This is a genomic window from Pseudomonas koreensis, from assembly GCF_012986595.1.
Taxonomy (GTDB): domain Bacteria; phylum Pseudomonadota; class Gammaproteobacteria; order Pseudomonadales; family Pseudomonadaceae; genus Aquipseudomonas; species Aquipseudomonas koreensis.
The window spans coordinates 722220-736138 of record NZ_JAAQYM010000002.1 but is presented as its reverse complement, the minus strand read 5'-3'; the positions used below and the strand labels follow the sequence as shown (position 1 = coordinate 736138).

The following is a 13919-nucleotide window of genomic DNA, read 5'->3' as shown; positions in this document are numbered from 1 at the left end:
GAGGTAGTTGAGTTCATGTCCTTTACCCGTCGCCAAATCCTCGGTGGCCTGGCCGGTCTTGTTGTCGTTGGTGTCGGGGCGGGAGGCGCGTCGCGTTACTGGCTGGGCAAGGTCGCCGAGGCCGAAGCCGGTCACGACTACGAGTTGATCGCCGCACCGCTGGACGTCGAGCTGGTGCCGGGGCACAAGACCGAAGCGTGGGCGTTCGGCCCGTCGGCGCCGGGCACCGAATTGCGCGTGCGTCAGGGCGAATGGCTGCGGGTGCGGTTCATCAACCACTTGCCGGTGGCGACCACCATTCACTGGCACGGCATTCGTCTGCCGCTGGAAATGGACGGCGTGCCGTATGTGTCGCAATTGCCGGTGCTGCCTGGTGAATACTTTGATTACAAATTCCGCGTGCCCGACGCCGGCAGCTACTGGTATCACCCCCACGTCAGCAGCAGCGAAGAATTGGGGCGCGGGCTGGTCGGGCCGTTGATCGTCGAAGAGCGCGAGCCGACCGGTTTCAAGTATGAAAAGACCCTGAGCCTGAAGAACTGGCACATCGACGAAGAAGGCAACTTCGTCGAGTTCAGCATTCCCCGTGAAGCGGCCCGTGGCGGTACGGCTGGGCGCTTGTCGACCATCAACGGTGTGCCGGCTCCGGTGATCGAATTGCCGGCCGGGCAGATCACCCGGGTACGGCTGCTCAACCTCGACAACACCCTGACGTATCGCATCAACATTCCCGGCGTCGAAGCGCAGATCTACGCGCTGGACGGCAACCCGGTCGAGCCGCGCCCGCTGGGCAAGGAATACTGGCTGGGCCCGGGCATGCGCATTTGTCTGGCGATCAAGGCACCGCCGGCCGGCGAAGAGTTGTCGCTGCGTAACGGCCCGGTGCGCCTCGGTACCCTGCGTTCGGTGGCCAACAACGATGCACCGACCGAGTGGCCGAAAGCCCTGCCCGCCAACCCGGTGGCCGAGCCGGATCTGGCGAATGCCGAGAAACTCAACTTCAATTTCGAATGGGTCGGTTCGGTGTCGGTGAATGTCGACAACGGCAAGCCGCCGAGCCTGTGGCAGATCAACGGCAAGGCCTGGGACATCACCGACAAGACCTGCGCCGATCGGCCGATTGCCAGCCTGAAGCTGGGCCAGAGCTACATCTTCGAATTGAAAAACATGACCCAGTACCAGCACCCGATCCACCTGCACGGCATGAGCTTCAAGGTGATTGCGTCGAACCGGCACAAGATCATTCCGTACTTCACCGACACCTACCTGCTGGGCAAGAACGAGCGCGCGCAAGTGGCGCTGGTGGCGGATAACCCGGGCGTGTGGATGTTCCATTGCCATGTGATCGACCACATGGAAACCGGCCTGATGGCCGCCATCGAGGTGAAGTGATGCGCCAGATTCGCCCCGCCGCGATCATCGACCGCAGCCGTGACCGGGATTTCATGCGCGAAGCCCTGGCCCTTGCCGCCCAAGGCGCCGCCCTCGGCGAAGTGCCGGTGGGCGCGGTGCTGGTGCAGGACGGCGAGATCATCGGTCGCGGTTTTAACTGCCCGATCAGTGGCAGCGACCCGAGCGCCCACGCGGAAATGGTCGCCATCCGCGCCGCCGCTCAAGCCGTCAGCAACTATCGCCTGCCGGGCAGCACGCTCTACGTGACGCTGGAGCCGTGCAGCATGTGCGCCGGGCTGATCGTGCATTCTCGCGTTGCGCGGGTGGTGTATGGCGCGCTGGAGCCGAAAGCGGGGATTGTGCAGAGTCAGGGGCAGTTTTTTACCCAAGGCTTTTTGAATCACCGGGTGCTGTATGAAGGTGGGGTGCTGGCGGAGGAGTGTGGGGCGGTGTTGACCGAGTTTTTCCGCGCCCGGCGCGCCAAACCCGCTGAATAAACACCATCTAAAACTGTGGGAGTGAGCCTGCTCGCGATAGCGGTGTGACATTCAACGTTGCTGTGACTGTCACACCGCTATCGCGAGCAGGCTCACTCCTACAGGGTTATGCGGCGTCATCGAGTTACTTGCGAGCGACAATCACCGCCCGCATCGGCGCCGGCAGCCCTTCGATCGTCTTGCTGTGATCTTCCGGATCAAGGAAATCACTCAACGACTGATACTTCATCCACTCGGTGCCGCGCTGCTCTTCAACTGTGGTGGTGCTGACGTCCACACAACGGATATCGCTGAAGCCGGCACGGCGCAGCCACAGTTCCAGCGCCGGCACCGAGGGCAGGAACCACACGTTGCGCATTTGCGCGTAGCGATCTTCCGGCACCAGCACCTGATGCTTGTCGCCTTCGACCACCAGGGTTTCCAGCACCAGTTCACCGCCCTTGACCAGGCAATCTTTCAGCGCCAGCAAATGCTCGATTGGCGAACGACGGTGGTAGAACACGCCCATGGAAAACACCGTGTCGAAGCCTTCCAGGTTCGGCGGCAGGTCTTCGAACGGGAATGGCAGGTGCCACGCATTCGGCTCGGACAGGTAACGCTGCACCGCCTGGAACTGGCAGAAGAACAGCCAGTTCGGATCGACGCCGATCACACTGTCGGCGCCGGCACCGAGCATGCGCCACATGTAGTAGCCGTTGCCGCAGCCGACGTCGAGGATGCGTTTGCCCTTCAGGTCCAGGTGCGGAGCCACCCGCGACCACTTCCAGTCCGAGCGCCATTCGGTGTCGACGTGTACGCCGAACAAGTCGAACGGCCCCTTGCGCCACGGCGACAGGCCCATCAGCGCGGTACGCATTTGCGCGCGGGTGGCGTCGTCGCACTCGGTGTCGAGTGTCAGGCCATTGAGCAGATCGACTTTAGTCGGCAGCAGCTTGGGCAGCGCGTCCAGCGCACTTTGCCAGCGCTCCAGATCGCCGTGGCCCTTCTCCATTTTCTTGTCGAGTTGCACTTGCAGGGTGTTGGCCCAGTCGGCCAGCGGGGTACCGGCCAGACGGCGGGCAAGGGGAGACAGATCAATCATGGCAAGGCAATCAACGAGGCAAAGTTAAGACACTGGAACCACGGCACGACTTTCGAGAAGCCGGCGGCCAGCAGGCGTTCGCGGTGTTCTTCGAGGCTGTCGGGCTTCATGACGTTTTCGATGGCGCTGCGCTTCTGGGCAATCTCCAGTTCGCTGTAGCCGTTGGCGCGTTTGAACGCGACGTGCAGATCGGTGAGCAGCGCGTGTTCTTCGGCATCGTTGAAGCGCAGCTTTTCCGACAGGATCAAGGCACCGCCGGGCAGCAGCGATTGGCGGATGCGCGACAGCAACGCGGTACGCTGCTCGGGCGCAATGAATTGCAGGGTGAAGTTCAGCGCCACCACCGAGGCCGGTTTGAAATCCAGCGCGAGGATGTCGCCTTCGATCACCTCGACCGGCAGCAACTCCTGGAACATCGAATCCTGACCGTTGAGGTATTCGCGGCAGCGTTCGACCATCGCCGCCGAGTTATCCACCGCGATCACCCGGCAACCGTCGGTGCGCACGTGGCGGCGCAGGGCCTGGGTGACGGCACCGAGCGAAGCGCCGAGGTCGTACAGCACGCTGTTCGGCTGGGCGAACTGCGCCGCCAGCACGCCGAGGTTTTCGACAATCGTCGGGTAACCCGGCACCGAGCGCTTGATCATGTCCGGGAACACCCGCACCACGTCCTCGTTGAAGGTGAAGTCAGGCACCTGGGCCATCGGCTGGGCGAAAATGCGATCGGGTTCTTTGCTCACGGCGGTTCCGGCGGTGTCGGTGGAAAAGGCCGGCATTTTAGCCAAAGTGGCGCAGGGATGCTTGGGTTGTCGGATAAACCGCCGCACACCAGCCTGAAACACACACCTGTGGCGAGGGAGCTTGCTCCCGCTGGGTTGCGAAGCGACCCCAAAACCGCTGCATACGATGCTGCAGGTATACCTCGTACACAGGTTTAGCGACTGCTGCGCAGTCGAGCGGGAGCAAGCTCCCTCGCCACAGGGGTTTAGCGAGTTTTCTGAGAGAACGCGGAGGCAGCGATGCCCCACTGGCCCAGCCAGTAGCTGAGGATGATCACATACGGCGCGGCATGAAATGGCGATACAAACCGGTCAATGCCAATCACGCTGTCAGAGAACACAAACGCCACTGCACCGCCCGCCGCCAGTAGCGCCGAGCGTTTCGGCACATCGGTGTCCAGACGAGCGAGGGCGCGCCAGAGCATGGCGCTGATCGCCGTGCCATAGACAATCACTGGCACCAGCAATGGCCCAAGACCGCTGGAAATCAGAAGACCCAGCAGCACCGCGCCAACACCGAGAGCGAGCACCAGCGGCAACACCGCCAGACGTTTGCAGTCGCTGAGGTAAGCCTTCAGATACGCCAGATGCGCGACCAGAAACGCACCGAGGCCGAACACAAACAAATCACCCGGCCACGCCAGCAACACATCGCCCAGTAGCGAGAAAATCAGACCGAGGCTGATCCAGCGCCGATAGTCGCTGGGCGGCGCGTCATGCAGCCAGCCGAGCAGTGCGAGGACGGGCAACGGTTTGACCAACAGGCACAGCAGCGCCGCATGGGTGCTGACCCCGTAGAGAAACGTCACCGCGCCCATCAGCGCCAGAATCAGCCAGCCCACGATCAGTTCACCGAAATCGCGCAGTCGAAGGTTTCTGCCGGCGTGACTTCAGGCTCCCATGGCTGCTGCGAAGTCAGGCGCAGGCGCCCGGTCCCCGTAGCGAAGGCCTGAAAGCGCCAGGTGGAAAAACCGCCCGCGCCGACCATGCCGGCATCTTTCGGGCTGCTGTAGACCTCCGGGCTCAGCGCGCGCAGGACGCCGCCGGCAGAATCCTGAATGGCCCAGCGATAACCGGTGGTGGGGTTGCTCGGTAGCATCACGATCAGGGTTTGCCCGTTGGTGAGGCGCACCGGACATTCGCTCTGTTTTTCCACGGTCACGTTCTGTTTCGGTTGCGTGGCGCAGGCGGCCAGCAGAGAAAGGGCGAGGGGGACAAACAGGCGAGTGGGGGACATAAGGTCAGCGGCTCCGACGTTGGCGACGAACGGCGAGCATAACTGAAGATGAGACAAAGTGTGACAGTCTGGGAGTGTTGGTGTCTGGGCTGACGCCATCGCGAGCAGGCTCACTCCTACAGTGGGTTGTGGCGTTCACAAATCAACTGTTCACCACAGAACCCTGTAGGAGTGAGCCTGCTCGCGATAGCGGGGGTCATGTCACCGCATAACTATCAGAAGAGCACCTTCGCCACATCCGCGAACTTCTTCGCGAAATGCACGGTAATCCCTTCCTTCAAGTAGTCCGGCAGTTCCTCGAAATTACCCCGGTTCGGCTCCGGCAAAATCAGTTCGAAGATCTTCTGCCGCCGCGCCGCGATCACCTTCTCGCGTACCCCGCCAATCGGCAGGACGTGCCCGGTCAGGGTCAGTTCGCCGGTCATTGCCACACCTTTCTTCGGCGGCTGGTTGCGGGCGAGCGAGAGCAGGGCGCTGGCCATGGTCACGCCGGCGCTTGGGCCGTCCTTCGGAGTTGCGCCTTCCGGCACGTGCAGGTGGACAAAGGCTTCGTCGAAGAACTTCGGATCACCGCCGAATGCCTTCAGGTGCGAGCTGACGTAGCTGTAGGCGATCTCGGCCGACTCTTTCATCACGTCGCCCAGTTGTCCGGTGAGTTTGAACCCACGGTTGAGCGTGTGAATCCGCGTCGCTTCGATCGGCAAGGTTGCGCCGCCCATGCTGGTCCAGGCCAGACCGGTAATGACGCCGATGCCGGACAGCACTTGTTCGTTGCGGAACACCGGATGGCCCAGCGAGGCTTCGAGGTCTTTCGGCCCGAGCTTGATCACCGCTTTCGGGTCGTCGATCAGCTTCATCACCGCTTTGCGCACCAGTTTGCCCATTTGCTTTTCGAGCTGGCGTACGCCGGCTTCACGGGCGTAACCGTCGATCAAGGCTTTGAGCGCGCTGTCGCTGATGCTCAGGCTGCCCTTGGATACGCCGGCCTTCTCGAGCAGTTTCGGCCACAGGTGGCGCTTGGCGATGGCGACTTTTTCTTCGGTGATGTAGCCCGACAGGCGAATCACTTCCATCCGGTCCAGCAAGGGGCCGGGGATCGAATCCAGGGTGTTGGCGGTGCACACGAACAGGACTTTCGACAGGTCCATGCGCAGGTCGAGGTAGTGGTCGAGGAATTCGACGTTCTGTTCCGGGTCGAGGGTTTCCAGCAGCGCCGAGGCCGGGTCGCCCTGGTAGCTCTGGCCCATCTTGTCGATCTCGTCGAGCATGATCACCGGGTTCATCACTTCGACGTCTTTTAGTGCCTGGACGAGTTTGCCCGGCTGCGCGCCGATGTAGGTGCGGCGGTGGCCCTTGATCTCGGCTTCGTCGCGCATGCCGCCGAGGCTGAAGCGGTAGAACGGCCGGCCGAGGGATTCGGCGATGGATTTGCCGACGCTGGTCTTGCCCACGCCCGGCGGGCCGACCAGCAGCACGATCGAACCGCTGATCTCGCCTTTGTAGGCACCGACCGCGAGGAATTCGAGGATGCGATCCTTGATGTCGTCGAGGCCGGCGTGGTGTTTGTCGAGCACCTTGCGCGCGTGCTTGAGGTCGAGTTTGTCCTCACCGTACACGCCCCATGGCACCGAGGTCGCCCAGTCGAGGTAGTTGCGGGTGACCGCGTACTCGGGCGAACCGGTTTCGAGGATCGACAGCTTGTGCATTTCCTCTTCGATGCGTTTCTGCGCCTGTGCCGAGAGGACTTTGCCCTCCAGGCGCTGCTCGAACTGTTCGATGTCGGCGCTGCGGTCGTCCTTGGTCAGGCCGAGTTCCTGCTGGATCACCTTGAGTTGTTCTTTCAGGAAAAACTCGCGCTGATGCTCGCCGATCTTGCGGTTAACTTCGGCGGAAATCTCTTTTTGCAGGCGCGCGACTTCGACTTCCTTGCGCAGCATCGGCAGGACTTTTTCCATGCGCTTGAGCATCGGCACGCAGTCGAGCACTTCCTGCAGCTCAGGGCCGGTGGCCGAGGTCAGGGCGGCGGCGAAGTCGGTCAGTGGCGACGGGTCGTTGGGGCTGAAGCGGTTGAGGTAGTTTTTCAACTCTTCGCTGTACAGCGGGTTGAGCGGCAGCAGTTCCTTGATCGCGTTGATCAGCGCCATGCCGTAGGCCTTGACCTCGTCGGTCGGCTCGGTCGGCTGGTGCGGGTATTCGACTTCCACCAGGTACGGCGGGCGATGGTGTTTGAGCCAGGTCTTGATGCGCACGCGGCTCAGGCCCTGGGCGACGAACTGCAGTTTGCCGTTTTCGCGGCTGGCGTGATGGACTTTGACCAGCGTGCCGTATTCGGGGAGGGCGCCGGTGTTGAAGTGGCGCGGGTCTTCCTGGGGCGTGTCCATGAAGAACAGGGCCAGGGAGTGGTGCTCGGATTTGCTCACCAGATCGAGGGTTTCGGCCCAGGGTTCTTCGTTGACGATGACCGGCAGCACTTGGGCCGGGAAGAACGGGCGGTTGTGGATCGGGATGACGTAGACCTTGTCCGGCAGGTTCTGGCCGGGCAGGGCGAGGCCTTTGCCGGAGGAGGTGTGTTCGATGTGTTCGGCTTCGGTGTAGTCGTCGGGGTTGTCAGGGAATTCTTGCTGGTCGCTCATGGGGCACCTGCGCAATGGGGTATGGGTCTTAGATGGGGCAGGGCTTGGGTGGTTTCAATGGGGGGCGGTGTTTCTGATTGTGTTCAGGGTTTTGACAGGGGTGTGTTTTTTGGACTTGGCGGCCTCTGGGCCGACCATGCTCTTGGGTTTTGGGTGAATATCCGTTTTTGCGGGTGTGGCGGCTGGCGGTTTCGCTTTTACAGCGAGTCACTTTTGCAGACGCCCAAAAGTAACCAAAACGCTGGGCCCCGGCGTTCGGCCCTCGCCGTGGCTCGGGTTCCTTCGTTGCGGGGTTCATCCGGGGGCAGCGCCTACGGTTTGCTTCGCTGCACCTCCTCTCGCTGTGTTCGACTTCGTCGAACGGTCGCTGCGCTCCCACCCCCGGATGAACCCCTCCACTCAGCCTGCCGAAGGGGCCGGTACGGCAAGATCAAGAGCTGCAGCCGAGCTAACGCTCATCCTGTTGAGTGGTGAGAAGCGGATGCGGTCTGCTGTTGATTTCTGTGTGGCTTGCCAGCGATGGCGGCCTGACAGCCGACCAGTCTCCAGCTGAACGCACCCAATCCAACTGTAGGAGTGAGCCTGCTCGCGATGGCGGCCTGACAGCCGACCAGTCTCCAACTGAATGCACCCAATCCAACTGTAGGAGTGAGCCTGCTCGCGATGGCGGCCTGCGAGCCGACCAGTCTCCAACTGAACGCACCCAACCCAACTGTAGGAGTGAGCCTGCTCGCGATGGCGGCCTGACAGCCGACCAATCTCCAGCTGAATGCACTCAATCCAACTGTGGGAGCGAGCCTGCTCGCGAAAGCGGTGTGTCAGTCACCAGAAGTGTTGGAGGTGCTAACGCCTTCGCGAGCAGGCTCGCTCCCACAAAGGTTCAGCTGTGTGCTGGGGTTTGTGCGATTTCGACATTATCCAGCACGCGATTCACCGCCAGCTCAGCCAGCATGATGATTTGCTGGATCGCGAGGAGGGTGTGCCGCTGCGGCGGGTCGACATAGGCCGCAATGTCGCTGGTCATGATGTTCGCCGAGGCCAGTGATTCGCAGGCGTGGACCAGCAGGCTCTCGTTGTCCATGCCCGGGGCAACCTGGAACAGGGTGCTCGGTTTGTGCAATTTGAGGGCGGCGGACGGTTTCAGGTAGTGGTCGAGAGCGCGTTCGCGGCGTCGTGAAGTTTTTTCGAGTCGATTGATTCGTAGGGCGAGGTGTCGTCGGTTTCAGGTGGGTTTGGTGTTGGCTTTTTCATGATCAAGTCTCAGTTTGTGAAATGGAGCTCCACCCAATTGCCGCGACGCAATGTGAGGTGGCAGCTGTACGCGGGTTCGCGGACCGATAACTGAGAAATCGGCATACCCCCAACGAAGGTATCCCACGCACAGCCGCCATGACACAAACTACAGGCACCGAGGTGCCGTGAGGTTGGCGATTATGCATCAGTTATCGGGCCGCGACGCCCGTTCGCTGAATTTGCAGCGACCCCCCGAGCCTATCCAGCCGATTTCCGAGGCACAACCGACGCGACTTGTCGGAAAACTCCGCGCAACTTTCAACGTCTGTAGGACAAGTACATTTCCCACAGGCCAACACATCTCAAACTGTGGGAGCGAGCCTGCTCGCGAAAGCGCTGTGTCAGGCACCGTAGATGTTGAATGTGCTGACGCCTTCGCGAGCAGGCTCGCTCCCACATGTTTCTCCTGTGGATGCAAAATTGGCGTGCACAAAAAAGGCGGTGCCCCCTGCGGGACATCGCCTTCATTTTTACCGCCGCTAAAACTTATTCCGGCAGTTTGTACGCAATCACGTAGTCACCCATCTTGGTGCCCAGCGAGCCGTGGCCACCGACGACCAGCAGGACGTATTGCTTGCCGTCCTTGCCGGTGTAGGTCATTGGGGTCGCTTGGCCGCCTGCCGGCAGACGCGATTTCCACAGTTCTTTACCGGTGTTCACGTCGTAGGCGCGCAGGTACTGGTCGAGGGTGCCGCTGAGGAAGCCGACGCCGCCCGCAGTCACCATCGAGCCGCCCATGCTTGGTACGCCGAGGGTGAAGCCGATCGGGATTGGCGAGCTGTCGCGGCTGGTGCCGTTCTTGCGTTTCCACACGACTTTGCCGGTGGTCAGGTCGATACCGGCGACGTAGCCCCAGGCCGGGGCCTGGCACGGTACGCCGAGTGGCGACATGAACGGGTGCATGATCACGGCGTATGGCGCGCCAGTGTTCGGTTGCACGCCAGCGGTTTCGCTTTCGCGTTTGCTGCCGGCGGCGACTTTTTCGCGTGGCACCATTTTCGAGACGAAGGCCATGTAGTTCGGGCTGGTGAACAGCATCTGGCGAACCGGGTCGACCGAGACACCGCCCCAGTTGAACACGCCAACGTTACCCGGATAGATCAGGCTGCCTTGCTCCGACGGAGGCGTGTACTGGCCTTCGTAGCGCAGTTCCTTGAACTGGATGCGGCACAGCATCTGGTCGAACGGGCTGGCGCCCCACATGGCTTTTTCGGTCAGTTCCGGTGCCAGCAGGTTGAGGTCCGAACGGGCCTGGGTCGGGGCGGTGTGGTCGCCTTTCACGGCGCCTTGCGGTACCGGGATTTCGCGGATCGGGATGATCGGCGTGCCGTCACGACGGTCGAGGACGTACAGGCTGCCCTGTTTGGTCGGAGCGATCAGCGCAGGTTTCACGCCGTCGGCGGTTTTCATGTCGAGCAGGGTTGGCTGGCTGCCAACGTCCATGTCCCACAGGTCGTGGTGGGTGAACTGGTAGTTCCAGCGCACTTTACCGGTGGCCAGGTCGAGGGCCACGATACCGGCGCTGAATTTCTCGGCGCCAGGGGTGCGGTCAGCGCCCCACTGGTCTGGGGTCTGGTTGCCCAGTGGCAGGAAGACCATGCCGAGTTTTTCGTCGACGCTGGCCAGCGACCACATGTTGGCCGAGTTGCGGCTGTAGGTTTCGCCCGGGGCCAATGGCTCGGTGGCGTCCGGCTTGTCGCTGTCCCAGTTCCACACGAGGTGGCCGTCGCGCACGTCGAAGGCGCGGATCACGCCCGATGGCTCGTTGGTCGATTCGTTGTCGGTAACGTGACCGCCCATGATCACCAGATCACGGGTAATCGCCGCTGGCGAAGTGGAGTAGTAGCCGCCGGCGGTGAACGGGCCGATGCCTTGGGTCAGGTCGACCACACCGTTTTTGCCGAAGCCTTCGCAGATCTTGCCGGTGTCGGCGTTCAGCGCGATCAGGCGGGCATCCGCGGTTGGCAGGTACAGACGACGCGGGCAGGCCTGGGCAACGGCTTTGCCGGCTTCGGAGATCACGGCCGACGCGGCGTTTTCAGACTTGGCGTAAGCGGCTTCGTCGTAGTACGACACGCCACGGCAGGTCATGTGGGCGAAGCCCTTGAAGCCCACCGGGCTCTTGATCTGCGGGTCGAAGCGCCAGATTTCCTTGCCGGTGTCCGGGTCCAGCGCCAGCACTTTGCTGTGCGCGGTGCAGGCATAGAGCATGCCGTTGGCTTTGAGCGGGGTGTTTTCGTTGGTCAGTTCCACCGGGTCATCAGCCGTCGGCAGGTCGCCGGTCTGGATGCGCCAGGCTTCTTGCAGCTTGCCGACGTTGGCCGGGGTGATCTGCTTGAGCGGCGAGTAGCGGTCACCGAATTCGGTGCGGCCGTAGGCCTGCCAGTCGCCATCCGGCATGGCTGGCGCGGTGCTGGTCATTTCCGCGGTGTCGCGGCCCAGTTCGCCGAAGGTTTCACCCGGATGGGTGAACAGGCTGGCCAGGGCCGTGACGCCGGCCAGGACCACAGCGACGGTCAGGCCACCGGTGCCCATCGGCGCCGGGCCTGCGAGCAGCAATGGACGGCGGAACCACGGCAGCAGCATCACGATGCCGAGCACGAACCACAGCGCCAGACGCGGCACCAGTTGCCACCAGTCCAGACCGACTTCCCACAGCGCCCACACGGTGCTGGCGAACAGCACGATGGCGTACAGGCCCAGTGCCGCGCGACGACGCAGCAGCAACAGGATGCCGGACAGGGCGATGCCGATACCGGCCAGCAGGTAGTACAGCGAGCCGCCGAGCATGCTCAGCTTGACTCCCCCGGCCAGCATGGCCAGGCCCATCAGTAGAAGCAGAATGCCGAGCAGGCTCGGTAGCAGACGGCCCCGACTCGAAGCACTTTCGGTGCTCATAGTGTGATTCTCCGTGACGTTTATGTAGTCCCGCGCTGTAGTCACTTTAGATGACGATTGGGCACAGGTATGGTTCAGATAAAACTTGTGTAGCTAACGAAATTCATCTGTAGGAGTGAGCCTGCTCGCGATGGCGGTGTGTCAGTCTCTGGAGATGTCGCCTGAAACACCGCTATCGCGAGCAGGCTCACTCCTACATTTGATCCGTGGTGTGCTTTAGAACGACGACTGGATCTTGATCCCCGCGATCAGCGCGTCATCGACCTGGTCCACACCGCCCGGATGGCGGATGTATTGCAGGTTCGGGCGCACGGTCAGCCAGTTGGCGACGTGCACGCCGTAATAGAGCTCGGCGCTGTATTCGGTGTCTTGCGGCGGCAGGAACGTCGGGTCGTCGTAGTCGTAGACGGCATTGGCGCGGTTGCTCGCTTCGGCGTTTTTGCGAAAGGCCGGGTTGACGTGCACGCGGGCCAGGGCAAAACCGATGTCGTCCTTGGCACGGGCATCGAACGGGCCTTTGTAGACCACCCCGGCCTGCACATAGTTGTCGATCGCGTTGGTTTTCTTGTCGTGCATCGTCGCGTTGGCGAACACGCTCAGGCCGCGCGAGTGGTCACTGGCGATGCTGGTGACTTGCTGTTGCGCGCCGAACCACACGCCGTGCTTGCTCGACGCGCTGCGGTAGGCTTCGCCGCTCAGCGCGGCAGGCTGGCCGTTCTGGTCCTTATAGACGTCGGCAGCCTTGGCGCTGCTGTAGTAGTAACCGGCGCGGTATTCACCCGGCAGACCATTGAGTTTCGGCGTCCACACCAGTTCGACCGGCAATACGGCGCCTTGGGTGCCGCTGCCGCTGAGTTTGAAGCCGTTGCCGCGATCGAGGTTCGACGGGTTCTGCTCGTAGGCGCCGACCTGGGCGTACAGCTCTGGGGTCAGGTGATATTTGACCCGCAGCGCCCACTGGCTGACCGGCCAGTTGTACCAGATGCCGCCGACCCAGTTGCCGACCTGCGAGCCGCAGAACGCCAGGTTCTGGAAGTCGCACGGGAAGCTGTTGAAGTCTTCGCCTTCACCGAACCGGCCGACCTTGATGTCGAGCTTCTGGTCGAAGAATTTCTGCTGGTACCACATCTGCGTCAGGCGCGTGGTCTGGCCACGGCCCCAGACTTCCTGGGCCGAGGTGAAGCCGCCGACGCGCGGATCGTTGATCCGGTCGTTGCTGATGTTGTTGCCGCTGCGCTTGGTGATCGTCAGTTGAAACTCGGCATCGTCCCAGCCGAGGATCTTTTGCAGATCCAGGTGCGTGCCCAGTCCGAACTGGTCGCTGTAGCGCGCGGTGCGATCGTGGTCGTAGCCGCCGCCCAGGTTGCTGCCCATTTCGCCGGTGTAATCGAGTTTGAAGTCGTAGCCTTTTTCCGAAAGTTCGGTACGGGTGCCGTTCCAGTCACCGAGCATCCACGGTGAGTCGCTGTCGAAGGCGGGGGCCGCCTGGGCGTAGGTGGCGAAGCCGAGCGCGGTGCAACCGCCGAGCAGGCGCAGGGCTGAGATAGCGCTGTCTCGAGAGAAGGAAAAATCAGGCATGGATCAGTCTTTTTTGGGTGTTTTCCGGGGGTGAACCGAGCGCTTCAATTTGACGCAGGCAGTGAAGCGATTCAGCTGAAGGGCGGCAGGATAATGATCTGTAACAAAAAGACAAAGGGCTTTTGCAGACATGCAGCGTTTCGGATTCGGTAACAGTGCGGCAAACGGGCGCATTGTGGCGCTGGGCGCAGGCTGCGATCTTCTTCGGTTGGCCTACATTTGATGCAAGGCCTTCCACCTGACCGGCCCCTCGGCTAAGGTGCGCGGCTTGTGCATTTTCACTCCGTCCAAAGGCCTGGCATGAACGACCACACTCCCGATCCGCTGCATGGCGTAACCCTCGAACAGATCCTCAATGCGCTGGTGGCGCATTACGAGTGGTCGGGGTTGGCCGAGCGCATCGATATCCGCTGCTTCAAGAGCGATCCGAGCATCAAGTCGAGCCTGACTTTCCTGCGTAAAACCCCGTGGGCGCGGGAAAAGGTCGAGCGCTTGTACGTGAAACTGATGCGCACCAAGCGACCGCTTTGA

The 13919-nt window shown here is 61.9% G+C and carries 10 protein-coding genes and 1 pseudogene; 3 read left to right on the top strand and 8 right to left on the bottom strand.

Features of this window, described 5'->3' with window-relative positions; genetic code table 11:
- Positions 1 to 15: 15 nt before the first annotated feature.
- Positions 16 to 1392, top strand: a complete 1377-nt coding sequence (locus HBN98_RS08510; protein WP_064589055.1) for a multicopper oxidase family protein — start codon at positions 16 to 18, stop codon at positions 1390 to 1392.
- Positions 1392 to 1889 carry a tRNA adenosine(34) deaminase TadA gene (gene tadA, locus HBN98_RS08505; protein ID WP_064589054.1) on the top strand — a complete coding sequence of 166 codons (498 nt, stop codon included), beginning with the start codon at positions 1392 to 1394 and terminating at the stop codon, positions 1887 to 1889. The genes HBN98_RS08510 and tadA overlap by 1 nt, the downstream gene beginning before the upstream one ends.
- A gap of 124 nt (positions 1890 to 2013) precedes the next feature.
- Here tadA and cmoB read toward each other — a convergent pair whose 3' ends face one another.
- The 8 genes and pseudogenes from cmoB to HBN98_RS08465 all read right to left on the bottom strand — a co-directional run bounded on the left by cmoB (position 2014) and on the right by HBN98_RS08465 (position 13388).
- Positions 2014 to 2970, bottom strand: coding sequence for a tRNA 5-methoxyuridine(34)/uridine 5-oxyacetic acid(34) synthase CmoB (cmoB, locus tag HBN98_RS08500; RefSeq protein WP_083368006.1), 957 nt, complete (start codon positions 2968 to 2970; stop codon positions 2014 to 2016).
- On the bottom strand, positions 2967 to 3746 hold the full coding sequence (gene cmoA / locus HBN98_RS08495) for a carboxy-S-adenosyl-L-methionine synthase CmoA (RefSeq protein WP_169844041.1): 780 nt from the start codon (positions 3744 to 3746) through the stop codon (positions 2967 to 2969). The genes cmoB and cmoA overlap by 4 nt, the downstream gene beginning before the upstream one ends.
- Before the next feature lie 209 nt (positions 3747 to 3955).
- On the bottom strand, positions 3956 to 4591 hold the full coding sequence (locus HBN98_RS08490) for a lysoplasmalogenase (protein ID WP_169844040.1): 636 nt from the start codon (positions 4589 to 4591) through the stop codon (positions 3956 to 3958).
- A 2-nt stretch (positions 4592 to 4593) separates the two neighbouring features.
- A complete protein-coding gene (locus HBN98_RS08485) occupies positions 4594 to 4986 on the bottom strand; it encodes a protease inhibitor I42 family protein (protein ID WP_064589051.1) in 393 nt (130 codons plus the stop codon).
- A 215-nt stretch (positions 4987 to 5201) separates the two neighbouring features.
- On the bottom strand, positions 5202 to 7619 hold the full coding sequence (gene lon, locus HBN98_RS08480) for an endopeptidase La (protein ID WP_064589050.1): 2418 nt from the start codon (positions 7617 to 7619) through the stop codon (positions 5202 to 5204).
- 880 nt (positions 7620 to 8499) lie between these two features.
- A pseudogene (locus HBN98_RS08475) lies at positions 8500 to 8870 on the bottom strand (DUF6124 family protein).
- A gap of 528 nt (positions 8871 to 9398) precedes the next feature.
- Positions 9399 to 11810, bottom strand: coding sequence for a glucose/quinate/shikimate family membrane-bound PQQ-dependent dehydrogenase (locus HBN98_RS08470; RefSeq protein ID WP_064589048.1), 2412 nt, complete (start codon positions 11808 to 11810; stop codon positions 9399 to 9401).
- A gap of 216 nt (positions 11811 to 12026) precedes the next feature.
- Entirely contained in the window at positions 12027 to 13388 is a 1362-nt protein-coding gene (locus tag HBN98_RS08465; protein WP_083368008.1) for a carbohydrate porin, read from the bottom strand.
- A 300-nt stretch (positions 13389 to 13688) separates the two neighbouring features.
- Here HBN98_RS08465 and HBN98_RS08460 point away from each other — a divergent pair, with 300 nt between their 5' ends.
- The gene (locus tag HBN98_RS08460; RefSeq protein ID WP_003227831.1) at positions 13689 to 13919 is read left to right on the top strand and encodes a VF530 family protein; all 231 of its coding nucleotides are present in this window, start codon (positions 13689 to 13691) and stop codon (positions 13917 to 13919) included.